The sequence below is a fragment of the Chryseomicrobium aureum genome, assembly GCF_016909155.1.
Taxonomy (GTDB): domain Bacteria; phylum Bacillota; class Bacilli; order Bacillales_A; family Planococcaceae; genus Chryseomicrobium; species Chryseomicrobium aureum.
Genome location: NZ_JAFBFG010000003.1, coordinates 83,882 through 109,254 on the forward strand (window position 1 = coordinate 83,882; position 25,373 = coordinate 109,254).

A 25,373-nucleotide genomic window follows, 5' to 3' on the forward strand; every position below is an offset into this window, starting at 1 on the left:
AATGGTGACAGGCACCGCACAAAACTCAAAATAAAAACCGTATCCAAAACCTTTCAAAGGTTTCGGATACGGATTTTTTTATTTCTTCGGCAAGTTCATGTATTTGTTTTCAATCCACGTATCGAACTTCTCTCCATGCTCGTAGTGCATCGTGTCATACATTTCAGGGTTTGCGGATTGGAAAGCTTCTTTGAAGGCATCGAGTTCAAACTCATCCATTTCCGTTTCACGCTTCACTTGATGGAACACTTTTGTGAAATCACTGTTTTTGTATTTCGTGTTCTTTTTGGAAAGTGTGATCTTCTGGCCATCTTTTTTCAAGTTTAAGCGGTTTGCGATGTTCACTGCTTCTTCTTTCACCGCATAAACGCGGTCATGTAGCGCTAAGCTGATAATTGTATCGTGCGCTTTTGGTGTGTCATATTTCTCTAATTCTTTCACTGCGTTCAGACGTGTTTCCCAGCTCGAGCGGTCGCGTGCTTGGCCAATCCATTCAGAAACAGTTTGTTCATTGGTGTTTTCAGTCATGGTAATCTCTCCTCATTCGAAACTGGAAGGGGTTTTTTCTCGATCCCAGTAGTGTCCATTAAGTATAGTCGTTTGCAGCGTTTGATACAAATGACTGAAAATAGTGTGATTGATGATTGGGTTTCACTTCCAAATAGGGACAGGCACTATTTGGAAGCAGGTGGAAAATAGGGACAGGCACTATTTGGATATTGCCCCGCAAAAAGAGCTGAAATCAAATTGATTTCAACTCCTCGTTTATTTAGGCAAACTGCTTTGAATTCTCTTTCGCACTCGCAACTTTACGCTCATTTTGACGAGACAATTCTCGGATTGTTTCGGCTAGAAGTAACGTTCGTTCTGGTAGGGATTCAACTAAAACATTTTCGCCCTCGTTGTGCATTTTGTCTCCAATAGGGCCCATCCCATCGATCGTCGCTACACCAAGGTAAGACGGGAATGAAGCGTCTGAGCCACCACCCGTATGTGTATCCGTCACTGTGATACCGTGTTTTTCTCCAACACTTTTTACAATGGCCAATAGCTCTTGGTTTTTCTCATCGAATTCCATCGGTGGACGATTGATTCCGCCTTCTAAATCGATGCTCGTACCTTCCACATCCGATTCCGCACAAATGGTCTCAATCTGTTCCGTGACATCGCGCCCCTGCTTTTTGTTCCGAACGCGCACATCCACGTACCCCACCGCAGAGTCTGGAATGACACTTGTGGAGCGCCCACCTTCAATCTTCCCAACGTTGATTGAGACTCCATTGTCATGGTCAGAAAGCTGGTGGAGTTTTGTAATTTTGTAGGCAAGTTCTTGAATCGCACTTACGCCTTCTTTTGGCGCAACACCGGAATGGGCCGCTTTTCCGCGTACGCGCATAATGTAGCGCCCCCCACCTCGGCGTGACGACACAACTGAACCATCTTTTCGAGCGGGTTCCATAACAAGCGCATAATCAACTAGTCGACTGTAGTGTTCGATTAATTTACGTGACGCGCGAGAGCCGATCTCTTCATCCGCATTTAAGATGATGACGACATTTTTTAAAGCATCCGGGTCCAAAGACTGCAGATATTTCATTGCGTATAAAAGGCTGATTTGGCTTGCTTTCATATCAGCAACTCCAGGACCATAAGCATATCCATTTTCAATTCGGAATGGGCGTTCTTTTGCTGTACCTTCTGGGAACACCGTGTCCATATGGGCAATAACTAAAATTTTGGGGTCTTTTACAGATTTGTGTTTCAACACTAAGTTGTTACCCAGTGTTTTATTTTCATGAATCTTTACTGTGAAACCAATCTTTTTGTATTCACGGGCTAGACGGTCGCCCACTTCATCGACTCCAGCTTTAAACCTGGAACCACTATCAATATTTACGATTTCTTCGAGTTTAGTGAGCATCTCTGGCAACTGTGTCCTGAAATAATGCATCCTTTATCTCTCCTTGTTTTGGTAAATCTATAATCTCTAGCTTAACATATAAACGAATTCTTATTTCTTTATGTTCCCAGATTTCACACCAAAAAAACTTTTTTTGATACTTTTTTGTTCTTTATGGTAGTAAGAAGGGGTGACAGGCACCAAATGGGAGCTACTTCCAAATGGTGACAGGCACCAAAACTATCATTTAATGATAACATAGTAGTTATTGAATTTAATGATTACCTAATTAGTGGAGGGAATGTATGAGGAAGAACCAAGAGCTTTATGAATTTATTCGTGATCGCGCGGACGATCTGACCGAAAACTGGTACAATTCGCTCGATAAGGACCGAAATGGCGTGTATGGCACTCAAAACCCCGATGAAATCAAGTTATTGAAAGCTCAAAACAAGTCTTTTCATCTATTATTTGCAAAGTTATTTGATCCTGAAATGATAAATTATGACGAAGAAGTGCATCGGTGGGTAGACAGTATTTCCAAAGATACAGCCCATCAAATGACACCGCTAGAAGACATCATCGCGGAATTTTTCCGAATCGAGACGCAATACATGCAGTTGATTGAGAAATATGTCATAGCCAACGCGGACCAATTTTCTGCAATCGAGGTCATGAAGTGGTCGAAAGGTGTAACAGACTCTGTAAACGGAATTATTTTAGAGTTCACACATAAGCATACGGAAGCTGCAGAAAAGCGCTTGAATGCGCAACAAGAAATGATTGTGGAAATGAGTGCGCCTGTCATCCGGTTGACTGACAACATCGGCTTACTCCCATTAATCGGAGAAATCACAACATATCGTGCGCAAGTCATTTTCGAGAAAGCATTGACGCAATGTGCGGAAAAGAAATTCGAGCGACTGTTCATTGATTTATCAGGCGTACCTATTATCGATACAATGGTTGCCCATCAAATCTTCCAACTGATCAAGGGACTGCGCTTGATCGGTGTGCAGACCTCACTTTCTGGAATGAGCCCTGAAATTGCGCAGACCGCTGTGCACCTAGGGTTGGATTTTAAAGACATCAAAATGCACAGTTCACTTTCACGTGCGTTAGAGTTATATATACACGATTAAATGAAACTAGAGTAGCCAACTGAGGTTGCTCTAGTTTTTTTGGAATGTATCCCCAATTGGTGACAGGCACCAATTGGGAACTGGTGGAAAATGGTGACAGGCACCCCCAAAAAGTTTCATTCAACTATTCAAACTCTAAAAACTCACCTCTTGTAGATAACCTTCTAAATGCCAAAAGCACCTCCGCCACAGCGGAGGTGCTTCCTTGACTCTAAAATTGGATGTAATATCCCAGATAGTGCCTGTCACTAAATGGGAGTGATTCCCATTTGGTGACAGGCACCCATTAAGTACTCTAATCATTTACGATTTGCTCATCAATACACTACGGATTGCCTGTGCCTCGATCCGTGGGGTATTGTTAGCAGTTATACCGCTCCCAACTATTGCTACATCAATGCGTGTAGCGTCCAAATAGTGAGCACGCTCTAAGTTGATACCCCCTGCGATGTAGATGGTTACGTTATCTAAACCACTCACTAAATTGATGTGTGTAAGAACGGAAGTGTCCCCTTTTGATTGCATATCTTTGCCGATATGAAGACAGAAATGACGTGCACCGAGCTCATAAAGTGCTCGAACTTTTGCGGGGTCTGAACAATTTAACAGGTCGATCACGATCTCGCCCTCAAACTCCTTCGCAACTAGTAACATATCTTGAATCGTTTGATCCGCGGCAAATGCCATTGCAGTAACGTAGCTAGCACCCGCTTCAAAAGCTTGATAGGCTTCGTGTCTACCTGCATCACACGTTTTCATGTCAACAAAAAGAGATTTATCCGGAAATTGCTTATGAATGTCTCGCACAATTGCCATCCCGTATTCTTTGATGACACCAGTTCCAATTTCAACAATATCCACGAACTCAGCAGTTTCTTCAATCAATGAAAAGCACTCTTCACGTGTCAGGCGATCTAGAGCCAATTGTAGTTTCATAATCAGACTCCTGAATAGGCCATGAACCCGCCATCGACAGGTACAGTCACTCCTGTGACAAAGCCTGAATAGCGCTCGTCAACGAGCCAAAGCATGGTACCAAGTAAGTCTTCAGGTTTACCGAAACGACGCATTGGTGTATGTGTCATGATTTTGTGTGAGCGATCTGTCAGACTTCCATCTTCATTCGTTAATAGTTTACGATTTTGCTCAGTTAGGAAAAACCCTGGTGCTAATGCGTTGACACGCAAACCAGCCTCTGCAAAATGAACAGCCATCCACATCGTAAAATTGTTGATGGATGCTTTTGCAGCGCTATAAGCAGGAACTTTTGTCATAGGTGAGTAAGCACTCATCGATGAAATATTCAAAATGACAGGATTCTTAGATTTTAACAACTCTTTTCCAAACACTTGAGAAGTCAAAAATGTTCCCGTGAAATTCAAGTCAAACACTTTAGAGAAAGCTTGAGCATCCATATCGAAAAATGTTTGCGACGCGTCCCCTTCTCCAAATACTTCGTTTGTAGTCGTAGCCCCAGGTTGATTCCCGCCTGCTCCTGTAATTAAAATATCTACTTGTCCAAAAGAAGCAATTATCTGGTCACGAACCTGTTCAAGTGATGGACGGTCGAGAACGTCAGCTGAGTAAGCGACCGCTTCCCCTCCCAGTGCTCGAATCTCATCTACGATGATTTGACCTTTTTCAAGTGTGCGATTGATGAGTGCGATACGTACGCCCTGTTTTGCTAATTCCTTTGCCATAGCGGAACACAATACGCCGCTTCCACCTGTAATGACAGCAGCTCGCCCTCTTAAGTTCTCATGTGTATACATGGTGTTTAGACCTCCTGCTTCCGCGCTTGAAATGCGTCCCAGAGACCATTTAAGTACATAACTCCTAGAGCTCGGTCATATAATCCGTATCCTGGACGGCCTTCCTCGTTCCACAAATGACGCCCATGATCAGGACGAACATAACCTGTGAAACCTTGATCCGCCATTTCACGTACAACATTTGTTAAGTCAACAGAGCCGTCTGATGTAAAATGAGACGTTTCGATAAAATCCCCGTTTTCAAAAATCTTGACGTTGCGTAGATGAGAAAACGGTGATCGATCTAAGAATTGATGCGCGAGAGCGACCATATCGTTAGTAGGATTCGCACCAAGTGAACCCGTGCAGAATGTGATTCCATTTGCTTTTGAATCAGAGATTTCAAGTAAACGCTTTAAACTTTCACCATTTGTCATGATGCGTGGTAACCCGAAAATCGACCATGGTGGATCATCCGGATGAATCGCCATTTGAATATCTTCCTCTTCACATACAGGAAGAATTGCATTCAAGAAGTAGGCTAAGTTTTCCCATAAATCATCTTCTGTGACGTTTGCATACGCCTCAAACAATTCTTGAATTTTTGAAAGTCTTTCCGGTTCCCAGCCTGGCATCGTCATTGTTGTTGAGCTTGCAATTTTCTCAATCAATTCTGCTGGCTCGATATCATCTACTTTGTTTTTTTCATAAAAAAGTGCAGTAGAGCCGTCCGGCAGTGGATGATACAAATCCGTACGTGTCCAGTCGAACACGGGCATAAAATTGTAACAAATAACTTTTACCCCTACTTGTCCAAGGTGACGAATGGTTTGTTTGTAATTTTCAATGTAGGTATCTCTATCTGATGACCCCATCTTTATAGCATCGTGGATATTCACGCTCTCTACAACGTCAGCGTGGAATCCGTGTGAACGAATGTAGTCAACTTCACTTTTGATTTCTTCAAGTGGCCATACTTCCCCAGCCGCTTTACCATGAAGTGCCCACACAATGCCTTTTACGTTTGGAATTTGTTTGATGTGCTCTAAAGTGATCTGATCGTTACCACGACCATACCAGCGCCATGTCATATTCATCGTGTCATTCACTCTCCTTTGAAGTTGCTGCCATGTACTCTTTTGCTAGGTCGGTAACTGCCTGTGCACCACCTGATCGATAAGCTTTTGTTAAGTCACTTCCAACCCCTACAGCAAAAGCTCCTGCATCTAGCCATGAGCGCGCGGTTGCTAAGTTGACGCCACCTGTCGGCATAATCTGTAAGTGTGGAAGTGGACCGTTAACAGCACCAATAAAAGAAGGCTCGAAATTATTTGCTGGGAACAGCTTGATGACATCATGTCCACACTCAGCTGCTTCCACCATTTCTTTGATTGTTAGGCAACCAGGCAAATAAGGGATTGCATACCGGTTACAGACTGTACTAATTTCGGGGTTAAAATGAGGACTCACCACAAACTGTGCACCATGGAGGATCGCATGGCGTGCCGTTTCAGAATCCAGCACAGTACCTGCACCAATCAAACAGTCCTCTTTTTGAAGAGCTCGAAATGCTTCAGCTACTTCAGGTGTTGTATATGTCACTTCAATTGCTTTTAAACCACCTGCTATGGCTGCGCGTGATACATCGATTGCTTCTTGATACGATGCACCTCGAATTACGGCAACAACTCTCAACTCTTGTAATCTTATTAATGTCTCATACTTTGTTGTCATGGTCTGCCCCTTTCCTTACGAAAATTCAATCAAAGCTTTTCGAACTGTATCTGGATTCTGTTCTACAAAGGTGAATGCCTCTTGCGCTTGGTCGATTGTAAATCGATGTGTAATTAATCCATTTTCTTTCAGTTTGCCTTCATTTAATAATTGAACCACTTTAGCGAATTGGTTTGTCTGCAAACGAGACCCAACAATCGTCAATTCTTTCTTCGTAATCGGTAGTTGCGGAATCTGAGAAAAACGTTCATCAAATCCTAAAATTACAATCGTCCCCGCTACCGATGCCATCTGAATAGACTGTTCGAAAGTTTGTGGTAAACAAACAGCATCAATGACGACGTTTGCTCCTTCTCCGTTTGTCACATCTAGTAATTTCGACAGAACATCTTCTTCTAGTGGGGAGACCACAAAATCCGCACCGTTCGCTTTTGCAAACGCAAGACGTTCTGGTTTAAGATCAGACATCATGACAGTCGCACCTGCAAGCTTTGCCATCTTTAAAATACAAATCCCAATTGGTCCGCATCCATGGATGAAGACAAAGTCACCACTCTCGACTTTGCCTCTCCAGACGGCCTGAGCTCCGATTGAATACGGCTCGGCAAGAACAACTTCTTCCCACGGCAAGCCTGCATTCACTTTATGGAGCTGGCGGGCAGGAAGGACGAAAAACTCGCGCATCCCACCGTCTTCATGGACACCAAACACCGACAACTCCTTACACACATTCGGACGTCCTTTGCGGCAAGCATAGCATGTTCCGCAATAACGGATCGGCTCAACGACTACGTGGTCACCAGCAACTAATCCAGCTACATCTGATCCTACTTCGACGACTTCCCCAGCAATTTCATGACCTAAAATACGTGGATATGTAGCAAGCGGGTTTGTTCCGTGATAAATATGCATATCCGACCCACAAATCCCAGCTAGTTTCACTTTCACTACAACATCAGTTGGATTTTTTAATGTAGGCATTTCTAATTGCGCTACGCGAAGATCATGCGCTTCTTTTACTTGAATAGCGTTCATACGCGAGTATCCTCCTTATTCAAATAGACCTGGCAAGAACAACGTGACTTGCGGTACAAATGCCACAATTAATAACACAATGACGCTGACTAAGAGGAATGGCAATAACTCCCGTGTGGCATGTCCCATCGAGACGTTTCCTATCTGGGATGCGACAAACAGACAGACCCCTACTGGTGGCGTCACTACTCCAATTATCATTGCAAGAACCATTGTAACCCCGAACTGGATCGGGTCCATTCCAACTTCCATGGCAACAGGTAGTAATACCGGGAACAAGATGACAAGACCTGCAATCGTCTCCATGAACGTCCCTACAAACAACAGCAAGACGATGATTAGAAGAATTACGACTACACCATTTGTAGAGATACCTAGAATCGCGTCTGCGACCATTTGTGGAATCCGTTCAGCAACCATGATCCACCCAAAGAGATTGGCAAATCCAACGAGTAGCATGATGGCAGCAGTAGAAGTCATCGTTGATAGCATGATTTCTGGGATTTTTTTAATCGGTAGTTCTTTGTATACAAAAATTCCAATGATAAACGCATAAATAACAGCAACAATTGCAGCTTCTGTCGGTGTAAAGTATCCACCTAAGATCCCCCATAAAATAATGAAGGTCATAAATAGTGCCCAAAATGCACCTGTAAAGCTTTTCCATACTTCTTTGAATGACTTTTTCTCACCCTTTGGATAATTGCGCTTCACCGAGATTATGTACGTTGGAATCATTAAACCTAATCCAAGTAAAATTCCAGGAATCGTCCCAGCTAGGAATAAATCTCCGATCGATAAAGAAGCGAGTGTTCCGACAATAATCATTGGAAGAGAAGGTGGAATGATAGCTCCGATTGTTGATGAAGAAGCAGTAACGGCTACAGAGAATCCAGCACCATATCCTTGCTTTTTCATGGCTGGAATTAGGATTGAACCAATACTCGCGGTATCAGCAAGTGCTGTACCTGAAATTCCTGCAAACCCCATGGAAGCTCCAACATTCGCAAGCCCAAGACCTCCGCGTACACGACCTAGCAAATTATCGGCAAACCCAATGATTCTGTCTGTGATCCCGCCTGCATTCATCAGATTTCCAGCTAAAATGAAGCCAGGGATACAGAGTAGAACAAATGAGTTCAACCCACCAAACATTCGTTGGGGAAGAATGGTTAGTGGAATGTCAGCGACAATTAAATAGAGAACAGAAGACAAACCTAGACTAAAAGCAATTGGAACACCTAAGAATATCAAAATGATAAAACTTCCGAATAACAATAGTGCCATTACAGTTCCCCTCCATACGTCGTCTCAAATGGATTCTTCTTATTTTTGAAGAGAAATCCGATGCGCACTAATGACATGATTAGTAAAAAAACACCCATAATGAAGAGTGAGGCATGGATCACTGACATTGAAAACGGCATAGTGGCTGACATTTGTGCCCGACCGATTTCAATAAATGTCCATCCTTCTTTAATTAAAATTGCGCTGATGAGAGCTATCAATACATAAACGCCGATGTCATAGTACCGGCGGAACGTCTCTGGAAAACGGTTAACAATCAGATCGACGTTGATGTATTCATTTCGAAGAAGTGCTAGAGGTGCTGCAAATCCAATGGCATATAAGAAAAGGTAGCGAGTTAGTTCTTCAGTCCAAACATACGATAATGGTAAATACCGTGATAAAATTTGCATGGATACTACAATGATTAACCCTGTCAGACAGAGGATGGATAAAAGTCCTAGTATACGACTGATAATTTTTAATACGCCCATAGGGGAGTACCTCCTTAAAATATAAAGGGAAAGGCACAGGACAATCGTCCAAAGTGCCTTTAGATTCCCTATTATTCAGTTTCTAAAATACGGTTGTATAGATCTAACTGCTCTTCGCTTAAGAAGCTTTCAACTGCTGGAACCATTGCTTCGCGGAACGCATCTTGGTCCACATCAACAAACTCCATGCCTTCTTCTTCTAAAGCTGCTTCAATTTTGGAGATTTCCTCTGTGTAGAGTGCTTCCCCAAAAGCTTGTGCTTCAGCAGCTGCTTCTTCGACTGCTGCACGTTGCTCATCTGAAATTGCTTCCCACTGTGCATTCCCAACAAGTACATAAATCCAAGAGTAAACGTGCTCTGTGCGGTTTACAAAGTTTTGTACTTCATAAAGTGCTCCACTTTGAATCAAATCAACTGGATTTTCTTGACCATTGATGACGCCTTGCTGAATGCCTGTGAATACTTCATTGAAGTCCATTACTTGTGGCTTAGCTCCAGCTGCTTCCCAAGCATTCAAGAACAATGGAACGTTTGGAACACGCATTGAGAATCCAGCCAAATCTGCAGGCGTTTCAATTTTTTCAGTTGAAGTCAAGTTACGTGGTGCACGTGTATGGTAATAAAGTGGTGTTAAGCCGGCTTTTTCATTGATTTCATCTGCAATTTCTTGTCCGATTTCCCCTTCAACTACTGCTTGTACGTGCTCTAAGTCGCGGAATGCATAAGGTGTCGCCATTAACGCTGCTTTAGGCGCCCAGTTTTGTAGTGTTTCACCAGAGATGACCATATCTGCTGTTCCTGCAGAAATAGCATTGATTGTATCAGTTTCTCCACCTAATGAGTTACTTGGGTAGATATTGATTGTGATTGATCCGTCTGTCTTCTCTTCTACTAAAGAAGCAAACTCTTCAGCTGTCTTGTGCCAAATATGATTCTCATCGGCTAAGTGACCAAGTTTCCATGTTACAGATTCTACTCCTTCTTCCCCTGAAGAACTGCTGTCTGATCCACAAGCCCCTAAAAATAGTGCAGAAGCTGCGAGTACGGATACCCAACGTAATTTTTTCATGTGTAAATCCCCCTTAAAGTGTAAGTTATATACTAAAATCTTTAGTACCGTTAGTTAAGGCGTTGCTAAAAACTTGTAAACTGAAGATGCAATCGTAATACCTTCTTGTAAACTCCGCTCTTCATTTTGTTGCTCAATTTCTCCTGGGACAAGAACTTGTGAAAAGCCTGCTGCCGGTTCCACTTGACGAAGCTCATCCATCATCTGATCCATAGAGTCAAGGAAGCCATCAAGTGATGTGAAGAAGGATGGATTGATTACACAGACATAATGGCCGAGTTTACGTGGCTGGTCCAACCCTTCATACATTGGTGCGATGTGCGGACCGAATGCAGCGCCGGCAAGTAAGCCAGAAAAGATATCGACAATGACCGATAATCCGTAGCCTTTTGGACCGCCAAATGGTGTCAATGCTTTCACCGCATGAGGATCTGTCACTGCATTCCCTTGTTCATCAACACCCCAACCGACGGGAATTTCTTTTCCAAGCTCTCGATGTTGAAGAATTTTTCCGAGCGCCACTGTGGACGTTGCCATGTCAAGAATGAATGGTTTGTTGTCTCGTGCCGGAATACCGTAAGCGATTGGGTTTGTCCCTAAGAACGCTTCTCGGCCACCAAAAGGCACCATGATTTTATCGGTATGGGTCATAGCCATCCCAATCAAGTTTTCCTTTGCGGCTTTTTCCACAAAATAGCTAAGTGCGCCGCAGTGACTGCTATTATTGACCGTCACCATGCCCACTCCAGCTGTTTTCGCCATGTTGATTGCGTGGTCCATGGCGATGTCTGCGTTGACATGCCCGAATCCATCATTGCCGTCGACTGTCCCTGTAACAGGGCCAGAAGCGGTAAAGAGTGGTTTGGCCGACGGATTTATGCCGCCTGCTTTGATTCGGTTGACATAGTGCTCGGTGCGCAACACACCGTGCGAGTTGACACCTCGGAGGTCGGCATGAATCAATACGTCCGCTACTTTTTCAGCATGCTCGGCAGAAACACCTGCTGCTACGAATTTAGAAATCGCTAGCTCCTTCACTTCTTGATGCGGTTTAGTTACGGTTGTCATATGTTGTCTCTCCTATTCCAGATTCGCATGGTTGTCTTTTAGCGAATCGTAAGATGTTCCTTCAATTGCATCGATAATGGCAGCATCTAAAAGTAAGTGTGCTGCTTGGTCAAACTGGTTGCCTAATGGTTGGATCGTTTTACGATGTGCGTGTTTTTTAGACTTGGTTGCAGCCGGGAGTACGAGACCTTGAAGAAAAGGTGCTGTTCCTAGTACATCTTCATCTGCCGTTACTAAAAACACGGTGGCTCCAGAATTGCTGGCTTGAGTGGCACTATGGACACTTGATGAGGTAGTGCCGGAACCTGATAACACAATAAGTGCATCTCCAGTCCGAATCGCAGGAGTAATCGTTTCACCCACGACATACACTTGTTTCTCAGCATGCATCATCCGCATCGCAACCGCTTTCATAATAAATCCAGAACGACCTTCTCCTGTAAAAAAGAAGCGTCTGTCTTGCTGTAATAGTTCGACTAGTTGGTGATACTGCTGTGAGTGAACCTCAGAAAGGACTTTTTTCATTTCATCAACAATGGTCTGGATTGTCTTCATGTAAACACCTACCGTTCAATTGTCGATTCATTTTTAATAAACCGGTTTAGTTCAGCCAGATAAGGGAGTCCCTCATTATCTCCTGACACAGTTGTAACTAGCGCTCCGGCACCATTTGCCACTCGGAGTCTTTCAGATGCGGGAATATTTTGCAGAGAGGCATAAATATAGGCTGCATCAAATCCGTCCCCTGCGCCGACTGTATCGATTGGTGTAACAGGAAATGCTTCTGCAGTTACCCATTTCCCTTCTGAATAAAGAAGTGAACCGTTTGCTCCGTCTTTGATCACGAAATCTTGAATATGGTGTTGGTCACTGAAAGTCGCTAAACTTCCTTGGTCACTGTAACCGAGCACTAATTCGATTTCATCTAATCCCGTTAAGACAATATCTATGTATGGCCATAAAAGTGTAAAAGCTTCTCTTGCTTCTTCAATCGTCCAAAGCTTTAAACGCAGATTTGGATCGAATGACACCGTCACTCCCCACTCTTTCGCAAGTTTCACAAGGTGTTGGATCAGTAGTACATTCTGTGGGTCGATCGCCATGAATACGCCTGAAATATGGAAGACGTCGATCCCTGCAAACAACTCTTTTGTAAACTGCTCTTTTGTGAAAGTCAGTACAGGTGAGTTCGTGCGGTAATAAAATGTCTTCCCAGAGCCGTCTTCACGAATCTCTTTGAAGTTTACTGATGTCGGATGACCTTCAACAAATTCCACATGCGACATTTGTACGCCTTCTCCTCGTGCAAAGTTGTAGATGACACGGCCAAACTCATCATTTCCTAAACGACTGACCCATGTTGTATCTACCCCAAGGCGTGCACAGCCGATTGCAAAGTTTAACTCTGCACCACCGACTTTTCGCTCGAACGTCGACACATACCGTAGTGGTCCGGTCGTTTTTGGGTTCATCGTAATCATTGCGTCCCCAATCGTGAGGACTTTCTTTTCCTTTGGCATTTACATTCGCTCCATTTGAATGGATTCCCGTTTAATCAGCGTTGGCGCATAGCGTTTCGCGTCATATTCTTCTTTGAAGATTGGGTGTTTAATTAGTTTTAGTAAAACGAGCGCTGCTTCTTTGCCCATCTCAAAAGTGGGCTGCTTGACTACTGTGATAGACGGCGTGAATGCATCGAGGTACGGGGAATCATCAATGGTCACTACACGCAAATCTTCGGGTATCCGTAAATTATTTTGTTTTGTAAACTTTAGTAATTCGATGAGAGATAAGTCATTTCCCGTAAAGAATGCATCCGGGAAGTTTCCGGCTTCAAAAAGTGCTACGAGTTGTTGTCGGATATTTTCTCCTTTTCCTTGGACAATCCACTCTTCATTCACTTCTAATCCACTCAGCATCAACGTGTGGCGATAGCCTTCTAAACGCTCCATCCGAGGAGTTACTTGAGGAAGGATTGTTGAACTGATGAAACCGATTTTTTTGTTTCCTGTTTGAATCAATTGCGAAACTGCCATGTCTGCCGCTGCATGGTTATCCAGTAGAAGTGTAGGATACAGCGTCGGATGAATCTTTCTATCCATAAAAACGATAGGGAAGCTCATTTTTTTCAGCGAGCAGTACAGGTCGATATTGCCGCCCGTCGGTAAGATAATAAGTCCATCAACTTGCTTAGCTAGAAGCATTTCGATGTAGTCTTTTTCTTTTTCAGGATTATCGTCCGCGTTACAGACAAATACATGCACGTGGTGTTCTCCAGCTACATCTTCAATAGCACGAATGATTTCAGTGGAAAACGCGTGTAATATATTTGCAACGATTACGCCAATGGTCGATGTCTTTTTTTGTTTGAGGCTTTTTGCAATGAAGTTTGGAATATAGCCCAGGTCTTTGATCGCTTGTCCGATACGCTCTCTTGTTTCTTGAGACATGTATTCATAGCGATTGTTTATATATTGCGAAACCGTACTTTTGGATACGCCTGCTTCTTTTGCTACATCCATCATTGTGACTTTCTTCATGTGCGCCTTCCTCCAATTAGACTAAAACGATTTACTAAACCGGTTTAGTTACTTGCTTAATTGCTAGTATAAATGAAAGGGTTTTCATTTTGCAAGAGTTTTTTAAAAATTTGTTTTATTTAATTTAAAAGGTGACAGGCACCAAATGGAAGTTGATGGTAAAAGGTGACAGGCACCAAATAGGAGCAACCTCCTAAATGGTGCCTGTCACCTTTTAAAACAACCGCAACTGACTCTTCTCCTTCTTCGCTTCCTCAACTGTTGAATAGCCAAGTGATTTGTACCCTTTCAAGCGCTTTTCATACATCTTCAAGAACGCTTCATCTTTATGGTCTACATAATCGTATACTTCTACAGATTCCTTGCCTTCGTATGCTCGGTGGAGTCGACCAACGTATTGCGCAAGTGTACCTTTCCAAGAAACTGGCATCGTTAAGAAAATGGTGTCTAAGCGTGGATTGTCAAACCCTTCCCCTGCATATTTACCTGTAGCGAGAATGATACGTTCTTCGTAATCCGGTAGTTGAGCAAGCTTTTCAAATTGCTGCTTCAGTTCTTTTTTACTGAGTGCACCTGTTAAGATAATGATATTTTTCGTAAACGATTTGAGTTTATCTCCTAAGATATGAAGATGTTCAACTCGTTCTGTCAGAACTAGAGGATTTCGTTTTTGATCCAGCGCCTTCAGAATGTCATTGAAAATCATGTCGTTGCGGCCTTCATCGTGTACTAACTGTTCCAAAATATCCTTTCCTTCTACAGCCTTAAAGTTCGTCATTTTCGGATGAAGAATATGATGGAACTGACGGATGGTCGCTTGTTGTTTTGCATCGATTTTATATACTATCTGCCCACATTGCATGTACATTAAAGCGTGCAATTTATCTTTTCGCGTTGGTGTCGCGGTCAACCCGTGAACGTATGCACTTCGCTGTCTCTTTAAGATTTCTTCGAATGAATAGGCGGAAATATGATGACACTCGTCCACAATAATCTGGCCATATGGATATTCAAGCCCTCTCGTGCGAATGCTTTGAATGGTGGCAATATCGATTTGTCCCGTCGGCTTACTTTTCCCACCGCCAATTTGGCCAATTTCTTTACTCTCAATAGAAAGAAATGCTGTGAGTGCCGTCTTCCATTGTTCAATCAGCTGGTTACGATGCACTAAAATCAGAGTGCTCACTTTGCGTTCTGCGATAAGAGCTGCTGCTACAACCGTCTTTCCAAATCCAGTCGTTGCTGATAAAACGCCGCAGTTCATTTCTTTAAGGTGGTCAAGTGCTTCTTGCTGTTGCGGAAATAGGTTTGCGAGAAATTCTACTTCTAAGGGATTTCCGTATTCTCTCAAGTCTTTTACGGTCACTTGCATCTCGATTTCTTTTAGAATTTCATCCACCTTTCCTCTTGGAAACACGAATGTAGTTGGACTTTCCATATACGCTTTGATACTTGAGGGAATTCGGTCTGTCGGTAATCGTTGAGACTTCGCTTTGAAATACTCCGGGTTGCTGACAGTGCATAGTGTCGTCAACTTTTCGGTAAGTGTTGTTGTTAGGAAATGTTTCGGGATATGTAATCCTTCACGGAGGACTAGTTCTGTATTCTCTTGAATTATTTCCGGTTGATTTGTGGGAAGTTGTTGATTTAGTATGTTTTGGATTTGTTGTCGGGAATAGCAGGTGATTTTTTCTAGCTGCCGCCACTGGTTCTCAATGATTTGAAAGTACTTGTCTACAAAAACAGTTTTCCCCGTTTTGCGTTTTTCACCTTGTAAAGGAAGGGCAATGAGATTCCCAAGGCCATTTTCAGTTAGCACATCTTGAGTTGGAAACATTCTATCAAACGATGAAAGGGAAGTCTTCTGCCTTAGAAAAGCTGCTTCCTTAAGCAACTTGCCCCCTAACTTGCGAGCAAGTGTTGCTGGAACTCGTTCGGAAAAGAATAGCCAGATATGACAACCTTGTCCTGATTGAGAGATTTCAACTAAAGTATGTAATTGGTAATTCCTCGTTACTTGTATGAATGATATGACATCCTCTTTCCAGTCTTTCTTATCAAAATCAAACGCCAGAAAGAAACAACTGTTGTCTGGAAGCATCGGATAAATGCCGACTGTCAGTTTGCCTGAAAGATGGTCATAAAGCACATCTTTTGTTAGGGGTAAGAGCTGTCCCTTTGAACTCTTCGCCGGAGAATAGCCGGCTTTTCCAGCTCCAATCCAACGCAGGGCGAATACGTCTTGACGTCCTCTAAATAGTTTTTGATAGATAGCGAGACGTTGGGTGATGACCTCATGTTTGGACAGAGTGGTAGTGGACTCATGGCTGTTGATTTTAGTTACAGTATCGATAGACAACAAATTGTTTTGTTGTAAGATCTGCCTGTACTGTTCGAGTTGTAGTTTCAATTGTTTATTTTCTTTAAGAAGGGCTTGATACTTTTTTTCATAGTCCATTGTGTCACCTCGTGTCTGAGGATTTGTTGTGAATAGTATACCTATTGAGTTCGCAAAAGCCAGTACATAAAAGAGTTCATATTGAGCAGGAAATCTTGAAAGTGCAGCAGTAAATTATAAAAGTACAACATAATACGAGGAAAGGGTGGAAGGTGACAGGCACCAATTGGAAACTGATGGTAAATGGTGCCTGTCACCTTTTAATATTTTCTTACCTCCCTACCCACCTCCGCCAAAACCCCCTTAGCGGTTTCTCTCCGATAAAGTCCATAAAGATTTTTTTGTCGAGAATCAGTACAGTATTGTCTTCTAGGATGCTCTCTGTTGGTAAATAGTTATTGATTTCTTCTCGCTCACGCTTTGTTTTCTTTCCTAATACCTCCGTGCGGACGTAGATGGTATTGTCGTTTCGGACATCAAAGGCATCTCGGTTGCTGATAAAAAGTTCTCTCCAGATTTTTTTACCACGCTCGTTGTAATCATCGAAACGATGTTCTGAAAACCATTTTGGAATCTCGAGGTTGCATTCTGTGTGATAGTCCCGGAAGATTTCACGTGCGACTTTTAAGTAGTCGTCAGGTGAATAGAATTCTTCGTCGTGTTGTATTCGCTCAGATATACGCAGTGTAAAATCTTGATACAAAGTGATCTCTCACCTTCCACATATGGGAAGACATAAATGTATACAAGATGGCCTCAAAGATACGCATTTTTGTCTTATTCGAGTTTTGTATCGTAAAGGTGTTATATGCATCGATAAATTGATGAATCAGCAGGAGCTGATTTTTAATCTCTTCAGGGCTTGCTCGATTTGAAAACAGAAACATAGTCTCTTCATCCGATTTTTTATAAAGCATATGATTGGATTCGTTATATTCAACAAACCCTCGTGTATCCACTTCTTCTGTCTTTTTATTCAGGCGCGACAATTTACTTTTGATTGACTGTGTCTTCTTTTCTAGTTGAGCTTTAGGCAATAAGATGCGATTTCCTGTCTTTTTATCGAGTCTTGTCACGATTTCAATGATTTGCTTCACTTGTTCGACAGTTTCTTTTTGTGAGTGAGTTTTTTGAGCGGCCTCATTCAACTCTTCCATTTGTGCTTGTGTAAACTCTGCAGCAAACTTTCCAGAATAAATCTCTTCTTTCAACACATCTGTTAACTGTTCGAAATCTGCGATATTAATCTTCTCTCCAAGAAGTGTCCTCTTGAACGCTTCTGGAACGAAATCAACGGTTTCTGAATAGATTTCATTGAACCGAATCTGATAGATATCAAACAGTGGATCGTTATCCATCACTATGAGTTCTTCATATTGTTTTCGTTCAGTGAACGCTTGTTCCGTGAAGTTTGCGGAGCCAATCATCACTCGCGTATCTTCTTTGCCATCCAGCAAATAGATTTTCGAATGTATAGGGTCATTTCTTTTGGAATAGCGAATTTGGTACTTCTCTGTTTTGATTCGTTCTTGTATGGTTTCAGGAAGGTTTTGAACGAGCTGAATGCGTTCATCAATCGCAACTATTGCTTGCAGACCAGCTGTAAATGCTCCTGCCACCTGGCCGTCCTCAATACCGAACACCAGGTGTACTTCATCGAATTCTTTTGTCATAGTGAAAACGAATTTGGGAGATGCGACAAATGAAACCACACGAAGTCTAGAGAACCTTGTAGCATCAAATAATTCTTTTGGTGTTGAGTCTTTTACAACACCATTATGAACGACATGCAAATACCGTGTTGCTTGTTCTTCATCGGTAGCAAATAAATTGATTTGTTCATCTGGTTGCATTCGGGCACCTCCGTTTTTAGGTTCATGAATACGAATTCTTTCACCGTAAAATTGTAGCCCTAAATATTCCATCTCTTTAGCAGATATATTCAAGGTACATGTTATAAAATCCTTTATTTATAAGTTGTCAATGTAGGAAAATTAAATGGAAGCGACTTCCAAAAGGTACCTGGACCCCACACAATTTCAACACACTTTATGATTATCCATTTTCGAACGAAGAAATGCGGGTTCCCAGTGCATGCCCAGTGAATAGTCATGAATGTCTGAATTGTGTTTGGGACAGGTACTTAAAAGTAACAGGCACCATTTGGATTCTACTTCCAAATGGTGCCTGTCACCTACAAATAACTTTGCTATACTAAGTAAAAAACAGTGGGGGATTACATAATGCTTAGAATGGAAAGTACAGAACACCATGTAGGGATTAGGTTGGCTGGGGATTATGACGAGCTAGAGCGCCTCTATGAAGCGCTGCATGCTGTGGTGGGAACCGAATTTGAGTACGATGATTATGAGGCGAGTAGGCTCCGTGTGTTAGGGGTGTGTTATGATCTGCGCCATGCGATGATGGGCGATCGAGGGGCAGTGGCGCTCCCGAATGGGTACAGTCGCGACATCGGAGAATTTTTGAATGTGAGCGGTCCGGATAAGAATATGTACTTTACTTGTGAAGTGCTCTGGCCGGAAGCGATCTTTATTATGCTAGCTCTGGACGATTTTATTGATATGTACGAAAGAAAGATGAAATCCCATGTTTGGGATTTGACGGTGATCACAGTCCGGTCGTTCCAAAGCGCTATTGCGAACTGTTTAGAAAAAACAATTCCTGCAACTAAGTTCAACAATGCCAAACGTTATTTCAAGTCGTATGCACCAGGAAAATACAATCGATTCACGACCATGTATGTGGATGATTTGAATATCACACATTTAGAAATGACACCTGAGAAACGCGTCAATCAGTTGAGCATCCTTGTCAAACGACTAGCAGATTTTCCTGACGAGTATTATCACTTGCACCATCAGGTTCTCGAGTCGGCCAGAAGACATAACTGTCACCCTACTGACTTGCGGTATAATCGCGAATATCCGGAAGATTGGGAGTGGTGAATCTAAAGATATCCGGTATTCATGAAAGGTAGAGATGGAAGGAGTTCCCAAAAGGTGCCTGGACCCCACACAATTTCAACACACTTTATGATTATCTATTTTCGAACGAAGGAATGCGGGTTTGTGATGCATAGCGGATGAATAGTCACGAATGTCTGAATTGTATTTGGGACAGGTACTTAGAAAAGAAAAAAAGTAAAAATCACTTCAAAATCCACATAAAAATCCCTCACCGCGGCTTGGTGAGGGATTTGTTTAGGTAGTATTTTTGATTCGGACTTGTCGGTTTGTCCGGTAGTGTAAGATGCAGGACTTGTTTTTGTACGAGCGGCTTAAGGACGTGTTCCCGTAAATAGCGCGGGCTTTTGATGTTTGTGAAGTTTTGGATTTCCGCCCTTGTCCTTGGTGTTCGGCAATAGTCTGCTACTTTTTGTTGCACGGGTGTCAGACCTGCTAGGTAGCCTTCTTTTTGTTCGTTGGCATAGTCACTAGCTTGGTCACCCTCTTGGTCACTAGCTTGGTCACTCTTTGGTTTTTGCAACGGAATGATGGTCTGGAAGATGTCGCCTTCAATTTTGAGATCTGTCGGGAAAGAACGAGTCGATTTCACACCTCCACTTCCCCACCTTCTTCCGCGACATTGGAGTCTGATGCGACGGGCATAAGTGTGCGGTAATGAATGGCGAATGCGATGGCTCGGTCGGACAGGTGGTCGATGCCTTCGAGATCAGAGATGGTGCGGGCGATGCGGATGAGTTTGAGTTGGGTACGGTTGGACCATTTGTTGTCAAAGCATGCCTGGTTGATGGTGTCGAGTTGCGTCTCGGTGGCACGGCAGTTCTCGAGGATGAGTTTAGAAGGGGCGTTGCCGTTCAGATAGCGCCCGTTGTAGCGTTCGTGCTGGATGATGCGGGCTCCGGATGTCCGTTCACGAATGGTTTTCGAGTCTTCTCCTGACGCCTCTTCCTGGATGCCGGTGCTCTTAAGGGCCATGATGAAATCGAGCCGGTCGTTCAGTGGACCGGATGCTTTCAGTTGGTAGTTGCGGACCTGGTTCGCACTGCAACTGCAGTAGCGCTGACGGGAACCATGGTAGCCACACGGGCATGGATTGGTCGCAGAGATCAGGATGAAGCTTGCCGGATAGCGGACGGCCTGTTTGACACGGGAGATCTCGACTTCCCCGCTCTCCATCGGTTGCCGCAGCATGTCGAGTGTCTTTCGTGAGAATTCACCGAGTTCATCAAGGAACAGCACGCCTCTGTCCGCGAGTGAGATCTCGCCGGGTTTTGGGTAGGTGCCGCCTCCTATCAAGGACATGGCGGATGCGGAATGGTGTGGGTGTCTGTAAGGCGGTCGCTTGGAGATCGGTCTGTGGTGTTTGGCGAGAAGATAGGTGTTGTGTACATCGAGCACTTCTTGGTCGGTGAGGTCTGGCAAGATGGTATGGAACGCATCTGCGAGCATCGTCTTGCCACACCCCGGAGGACCTGTGAACAACACGTGATGACCACCGGCCGCTGCGATCTCGAGTACTTTTTTCGCTTCAGAGTGGCCACGGATCGCTGAAAAATCGACGGAATGGGTCTCGTCCTCTGTCATTTCCGGGAGCGGTTCGGTCTCGGTCAGACGCATGATCGGTTGGCCCTCGAGATACTGGAGGGTCTGGCTGATCGTCTCGAGTTCAACCAGTTCGATGTCATCTTTCGGTAGTAACGCATAGTTGGGTCCAGCGGGAACGAGTATACGTGTGAAACCGAGCTTTCGTGCTTGGTTGATACATGGGAGCAGCCCATGGAAGGGCATCAGGTCGCCGTACAGGTTGATGGATGCGAGCACGCATGTCTCTTTGCCGATGCGGAGTGGGCGTTTCTTCATCCGGTCGATGACAGCGAGTGCAATGGCGAGGTCGAATCCGGTGCCTTGTTTTTGGCGATCGGATGGGAACAGCTGGATGGTCACTTTGGTCGATGACAGGTTGAGATTCAATGCATTCAGGGCGCTGGATACGCGTTCGCGGGATTCTTTCAAGATGGCGTCTGGCAGGCCGACGATGACGAGGTTCTCTTTTTCTTCGCGGATCCGTGCTTCAATGGTGACGATGTGTCCTTGGGATCCTTCGAGGCCGACTGAATAGATGGCACGCATGGGCGTTCCTCCTTAAGGGTGGCTGTTTTGGAAAGTGTAGCACATGAAGCGGTGGCTGCCTATTGCTAGTAAGAGCAGTGCTGCTTATAACGCAGTTTTGGGAAAATGAAGTTTTCTCAGAACCGCACACAATTCATCACACAACCTAGACAGGGCCATGGTCTTTGAATTGTGTATGGACTGGATACAAATAGATAGTTGTCATAGCGGACGACTTTGCAGCAAAAACTTCTTAAGAACGATGAGTTGTTGGCATGTGTGCAAAACAGAGTTTTCCTGTTCGGTTTAGTGGCATGCATTTACGCGGTGGCTTCTAGCGAAGAAAAATTTTCGCTCGTGACCGCTCGCACACAATTTCAGTTTGCGCATGTTTTGGGTTTCAAAATGAAGTTTTCATAGCGGTTTTTGCTGTCTTCCTGCCTCAAATCCAAGTTTTCACGTCCTGCGCTCAATTCTCGGGTGTGCTACAGTCGCAGTACATCTGACGAGAGGAGTGGTGAGATGCCACGGAAGAAGAGAGACTACAACCCAAATAGTTTTTATCATTGCATTTTACGGGGGAACAACCAGCACAATGTGTACCCGACGGATGAGGATATGCATGAGTTGCTGCGGGCGTTCGAGCTTGCCTATGACCGCTATCCGTTCCAGGTCGTCGCGTTCTGTTTTATGTCGAACCATTATCATGTATTGATCCGTTCTGCTGGAGATGACCTTGCGAACATCATGCGTATCACCAATAAACGGTACAGCGATTCCTATCATGACCGGTACGGGTTCACTGGCCGCATCTATCAGGGGCGGTATTGGGCGAAGGGTGCCCAGACCGTCGTCGACCTGTTGCACACGAGCGGCTACATTCACCGCAACCCGATAGAGACAGCCATCCCGATGGTCACGGACCTCCACGACTACCCCTATAGTTCATTCCCCTATTATGCGGGTACTCGGACAGACCTGCCCCGATTCTTGGATATCGACCTCCTCCCTCGACTCATGCCCTATCCGTATCCACCGAACCATGCCGGCTACTGTCAGTTCGTTCTCGGCAACCGCTTCTTAGCGGAAGAGGATGCACACGAGGAGGACGACGAGCGGACAGATACGCTTTTCGGTCAGGAACGATTTGTCTGGCGGACGGAGTGGATCGCGTCAGAATCAGAGAAACCTGGTATGGACTGACGATTACAGGAGAGAACTTTTTTAGAATTCTGTTCTGAGTTATCTGTTTACAGACTTCCAGAATTCCCCTCTGAGGTACCTGTGCACCACACTACTCTGTCTATTCACTACAATTCTATAAACATGAAGAAAGAACCCAGTAATAGCAAGGGCCCTCCTCCTTTTATGCAAATTGTGTTGAATTGTTTCGTGCACAGGTACCGATTTTCAACGCTTACTTCTATACGGTTGTGTTCGTTTTCTTCATTTCTATCGTGGCATCTGAAAAAAATTCGGCAGTTGGTGGACACCTTCATCCATCAACTCCCAGATCCTCTAAGCACTTCTTTTAAACTGACTGTCCTTCCTGACAACCTTTTCACTACAACTGGAAGCGGCTACCAAAAGGTACCTGGACCCCACACAACTTCAACACAATTTATGTTTATCCAGTTTTTAACACAGGAATGTGGGTTCATTTTGTATAGTCAATGAATAATCTTCATTGTCCGAATTGTTTTTGGGACAGGTACCTATTTTGAAGATAAAAATTTCATCTTCGTTTTTGTTACAAGGTTATTGCCACCAATAATACCCATTCATAACTTTATGATTTTCTTATTTTGAAATCTTCTTTTTTTCTTCTTCATCATATTCCTACAAGCTGCGTATGCTAACAACCTTTCTATCATATCTGATCCTTCAGTTTCACTGATTGACCTTCCTATTGGCAGTTTTCCTAAATAAATCTTACCGTCAAGTAGCAATTTAGGTTCGTTTTGAATGACACTTTGTATGACGTCTTCATTTTTAAAACCGTTTCTTCTACCACTATGAAAGATATCATACGAACCGTCTACTACATTCTCCACTAAGAATTTATCAAGGTTTAATTGCAAAACATTTGTAGAAATACCTCCCATCTCGACTGCTACCGTTAAATACGTGTTTCCATTTCTATTTCCATACACAGGATCATTTTGTAAGCTCGGAGTACCAAAAATACCAATACGAAAAATTGTATAATTTTCTTTAGGTGATTGAACTAGAAAACTTCGATAATAACCTGCAAAGTTGCCTCCACTTGGATTTCCGGAGTTAAATATTCCGTATGAATAATCTTTAATAATCTTATGATTGAATCGTCCAGTTGGATTAATATCGCCACATAATATATAATTTTGAAGTTCTGCAATTAGAGTATGTAATTCTGACTGAGTACCTTCGCCAATATATTCAGTCCCTTTAATGAAATCCATATATTTCTTGTAGGAAATCAACTCATACGGCAATCTTCGCATTCGTACTACCTGTTGATAATGTACTTCACCGCTAATCAAATTTTTATAGGTATAAAAATCAGTAGTAAGCAATTTCAAACCATCCTCTGAGCACTCATAAAATTGTGTTTCTTTACCATTTGAAACCCCTACATATTTGGCTTTAAGAATCCTATTATATTTTTCCACTTGTACAAGTGTTTCTTCTGTTAAAGAAATGTGACTTGCTTTAATTTCTAGTACAAGAAAAGGATATTTCTTCTGGTTTGAATCTATTTTCCAAACAATAATGTCTGCTCTCATATTTGAAGTAGATTTGATAGTATTTAAAGGAAATTCTAGGGAGATGCATTCCTCTGGAACTCCCATCTCATCAAGTAAGAAATCAACTACTTTTTGTCTAACAATCTCTTCTGGAGTTCTTTGAAGAAGAATTTTCCGATTCCTACACTCTATCAACTTCTTAGTTCCCCTTTTATAAATTGTCATATGTCCTTACCTCACTTCTTAAATACAACGCTAAAGGATAACGATCGACAATACCTAAATCAATATATTCAAAAATTCCATTGACTAAGGACTCTAAATCCGTTGATAATAGACTCCCTTTTGTATTATTAGTTAGATCATAAAGCAATACTTCTTCTTCGAATTCATTAGAATACAGAGCTAAAAATAAACTTAACTCCGATTGTTCATCCACTTGAATTCCTTCATCAATTGCAACGATTATCTTATACGGATTATCTAGAAGATAAGTTTTTAGTTCATTCACAGTCTATATTACTCCAAGCTTTAGTAATTCATCCTTATTTAACAACAATCTAGATTTAAAGATTTTTGCCTGCTTACTCATAGAATTCGCCTCCAACAATGATCGATATCTTATTTGAATCTTGGTCTGCAGAAAACTGGAATGTATAAGCGGAGTCCAAATAGTCACTGATAAAATGATTTTCCTCTACTTGTAGTTAAAGACCTTCCATCTTGCCCGCAATCCCAATCTCTTGTCCAATCTTATACTCTGTCTTTCCATTGTAGAGAAGTATAACGTTTCCGGAATAATAGTCTTGATAATACTCATCCCAAATCGTTGCCAATACCAGAATTGTTTTGCCGTTGTATTCCATGATATCTATGATTTCTTCCCAAAAACCCAAAGTCTGGCTTTTATAGTCTTGGTGACGCTTAACAACTTCATAATACTCCATGTAGGAAACTGAACTCCAATAGAGCTCTTCTTTCATTCTGAGGTACCTGTGCACCACACTACTCAGTCTATTCACTACAATTCTATAAATATTCAGGAGGAACCCAACAATAGCAAGGTCCTCCTCCGTTTATGCAAATTGTGTTGAATTATTTTGAGCACAGGTACCGATTTAATCAAAGCAAAATT

25 protein-coding genes are annotated in these 25,373 nt (G+C 43.0%); 3 read left to right on the forward strand and 22 right to left on the reverse strand.

Features of this window, described 5'->3' with window-relative positions:
• Positions 1–78: 78 nt before the first annotated feature.
• Together JOD03_RS04655 and JOD03_RS04660 are read right to left on the reverse strand one after the other, a co-directional pair.
• Positions 79–528 (reverse strand): HEAT repeat domain-containing protein, encoded by a 450-nt coding sequence (locus JOD03_RS04655; protein WP_204589674.1) that lies wholly within the window; start codon positions 526–528, stop codon positions 79–81.
• A 241-nt stretch (positions 529–769) separates the two neighbouring features.
• Positions 770–1,951, reverse strand: coding sequence for a M20 family metallopeptidase (locus JOD03_RS04660; RefSeq protein ID WP_204589675.1), 1,182 nt, complete (start codon positions 1,949–1,951; stop codon positions 770–772).
• A gap of 254 nt (positions 1,952–2,205) precedes the next feature.
• Here JOD03_RS04660 and JOD03_RS04665 point away from each other — a divergent pair, with 254 nt between their 5' ends.
• On the forward strand, positions 2,206–3,042 hold the full coding sequence (locus tag JOD03_RS04665; RefSeq protein ID WP_204589676.1) for an STAS domain-containing protein: 837 nt from the start codon (positions 2,206–2,208) through the stop codon (positions 3,040–3,042).
• A gap of 303 nt (positions 3,043–3,345) precedes the next feature.
• On the opposite strand, the gene hxlA is transcribed toward JOD03_RS04665, so the two are convergent.
• The 15 genes from hxlA to JOD03_RS04740 form a co-directional block, all read right to left on the reverse strand.
• Positions 3,346–3,978 carry a 3-hexulose-6-phosphate synthase gene (gene hxlA / locus JOD03_RS04670; RefSeq protein ID WP_204589677.1) on the reverse strand — a complete coding sequence of 211 codons (633 nt, stop codon included), beginning with the start codon at positions 3,976–3,978 and terminating at the stop codon, positions 3,346–3,348.
• 2 nt (positions 3,979–3,980) lie between these two features.
• Complete coding sequence (locus JOD03_RS04675; protein ID WP_204589678.1) at positions 3,981–4,814, reverse strand: SDR family oxidoreductase; 834 nt, start codon at positions 4,812–4,814, stop codon at positions 3,981–3,983.
• Between the two features lie 5 nt (positions 4,815–4,819).
• Positions 4,820–5,890: a mannonate dehydratase gene (uxuA, locus tag JOD03_RS04680; RefSeq protein WP_204589679.1), complete on the reverse strand. Its 1,071-nt coding sequence runs from the start codon at positions 5,888–5,890 to the stop codon at positions 4,820–4,822.
• A 4-nt stretch (positions 5,891–5,894) separates the two neighbouring features.
• Positions 5,895–6,527 carry a bifunctional 2-keto-4-hydroxyglutarate aldolase/2-keto-3-deoxy-6-phosphogluconate aldolase gene (locus JOD03_RS04685; protein ID WP_204589680.1) on the reverse strand — a complete coding sequence of 211 codons (633 nt, stop codon included), beginning with the start codon at positions 6,525–6,527 and terminating at the stop codon, positions 5,895–5,897.
• Between the two features lie 15 nt (positions 6,528–6,542).
• Entirely contained in the window at positions 6,543–7,562 is a 1,020-nt protein-coding gene (locus JOD03_RS04690; protein ID WP_204589681.1) for a zinc-binding alcohol dehydrogenase family protein, read from the reverse strand.
• Positions 7,563–7,577: 15 nt separating this feature from the next.
• Positions 7,578–8,849, reverse strand: coding sequence for a TRAP transporter large permease (locus JOD03_RS04695; protein WP_204589682.1), 1,272 nt, complete (start codon positions 8,847–8,849; stop codon positions 7,578–7,580).
• Entirely contained in the window at positions 8,849–9,343 is a 495-nt protein-coding gene (locus JOD03_RS04700) for a TRAP transporter small permease (protein ID WP_204589683.1), read from the reverse strand. Before JOD03_RS04700 ends, JOD03_RS04695 begins: the two co-directional genes overlap by 1 nt.
• A gap of 71 nt (positions 9,344–9,414) precedes the next feature.
• The gene (locus JOD03_RS04705) at positions 9,415–10,413 is read right to left on the reverse strand and encodes a TRAP transporter substrate-binding protein (RefSeq protein WP_204589684.1); all 999 of its coding nucleotides are present in this window, start codon (positions 10,411–10,413) and stop codon (positions 9,415–9,417) included.
• Between the two features lie 54 nt (positions 10,414–10,467).
• Positions 10,468–11,481, reverse strand: a complete 1,014-nt coding sequence (gene allD / locus JOD03_RS04710; RefSeq protein WP_204589685.1) for an ureidoglycolate dehydrogenase — start codon at positions 11,479–11,481, stop codon at positions 10,468–10,470.
• 12 nt (positions 11,482–11,493) lie between these two features.
• Positions 11,494–12,036: a 6-phospho-3-hexuloisomerase gene (hxlB, locus tag JOD03_RS04715; RefSeq protein WP_204589686.1), complete on the reverse strand. Its 543-nt coding sequence runs from the start codon at positions 12,034–12,036 to the stop codon at positions 11,494–11,496.
• A gap of 8 nt (positions 12,037–12,044) precedes the next feature.
• Entirely contained in the window at positions 12,045–13,001 is a 957-nt protein-coding gene (locus JOD03_RS04720) for a sugar kinase (protein ID WP_204589687.1), read from the reverse strand.
• A complete protein-coding gene (locus JOD03_RS04725) occupies positions 13,002–14,021 on the reverse strand; it encodes a LacI family DNA-binding transcriptional regulator (protein ID WP_204589688.1) in 1,020 nt (339 codons plus the stop codon).
• A 214-nt stretch (positions 14,022–14,235) separates the two neighbouring features.
• Complete coding sequence (locus tag JOD03_RS04730; RefSeq protein ID WP_204589689.1) at positions 14,236–16,479, reverse strand: DEAD/DEAH box helicase; 2,244 nt, start codon at positions 16,477–16,479, stop codon at positions 14,236–14,238.
• 211 nt (positions 16,480–16,690) lie between these two features.
• Positions 16,691–17,122, reverse strand: a complete 432-nt coding sequence (locus JOD03_RS04735) for a hypothetical protein (RefSeq protein WP_204589690.1) — start codon at positions 17,120–17,122, stop codon at positions 16,691–16,693.
• Positions 17,091–18,272: a phospholipase D family protein gene (locus JOD03_RS04740; RefSeq protein WP_204589691.1), complete on the reverse strand. Its 1,182-nt coding sequence runs from the start codon at positions 18,270–18,272 to the stop codon at positions 17,091–17,093. The genes JOD03_RS04735 and JOD03_RS04740 overlap by 32 nt, the downstream gene beginning before the upstream one ends.
• 390 nt (positions 18,273–18,662) lie before the next feature.
• On the opposite strand from JOD03_RS04740, the gene JOD03_RS04745 reads away from it, so the two are divergent.
• Positions 18,663–19,385 (forward strand): DUF6904 family protein, encoded by a 723-nt coding sequence (locus tag JOD03_RS04745; protein ID WP_204589692.1) that lies wholly within the window; start codon positions 18,663–18,665, stop codon positions 19,383–19,385.
• A 229-nt stretch (positions 19,386–19,614) separates the two neighbouring features.
• Here the strand turns inward: JOD03_RS04745 and JOD03_RS04750 are convergent, their stop codons facing one another.
• Entirely contained in the window at positions 19,615–19,995 is a 381-nt protein-coding gene (locus tag JOD03_RS04750) for a Fic family protein (RefSeq protein WP_204589693.1), read from the reverse strand.
• Entirely contained in the window at positions 19,992–21,533 is a 1,542-nt protein-coding gene (locus JOD03_RS04755; protein ID WP_204589694.1) for a YifB family Mg chelatase-like AAA ATPase, read from the reverse strand. Before JOD03_RS04755 ends, JOD03_RS04750 begins: the two co-directional genes overlap by 4 nt.
• A gap of 501 nt (positions 21,534–22,034) precedes the next feature.
• Here JOD03_RS04755 and JOD03_RS04760 point away from each other — a divergent pair.
• Positions 22,035–22,715, forward strand: coding sequence for a transposase (locus JOD03_RS04760; RefSeq protein WP_239584835.1), 681 nt, complete (start codon positions 22,035–22,037; stop codon positions 22,713–22,715).
• Between the two features lie 578 nt (positions 22,716–23,293).
• Here JOD03_RS04760 and JOD03_RS04765 read toward each other — a convergent pair.
• The 3 genes from JOD03_RS04765 to JOD03_RS04775 form a co-directional block, all read right to left on the reverse strand.
• Positions 23,294–24,463, reverse strand: a complete 1,170-nt coding sequence (locus tag JOD03_RS04765; protein ID WP_204589695.1) for a type I restriction enzyme HsdR N-terminal domain-containing protein — start codon at positions 24,461–24,463, stop codon at positions 23,294–23,296.
• Positions 24,450–24,749: a hypothetical protein gene (locus JOD03_RS04770; protein WP_204589696.1), complete on the reverse strand. Its 300-nt coding sequence runs from the start codon at positions 24,747–24,749 to the stop codon at positions 24,450–24,452. Before JOD03_RS04770 ends, JOD03_RS04765 begins: the two co-directional genes overlap by 14 nt.
• A gap of 196 nt (positions 24,750–24,945) precedes the next feature.
• The gene (locus JOD03_RS04775) at positions 24,946–25,185 is read right to left on the reverse strand and encodes a hypothetical protein (protein WP_204589697.1); all 240 of its coding nucleotides are present in this window, start codon (positions 25,183–25,185) and stop codon (positions 24,946–24,948) included.
• Positions 25,186–25,373 lie beyond the last annotated feature (188 nt).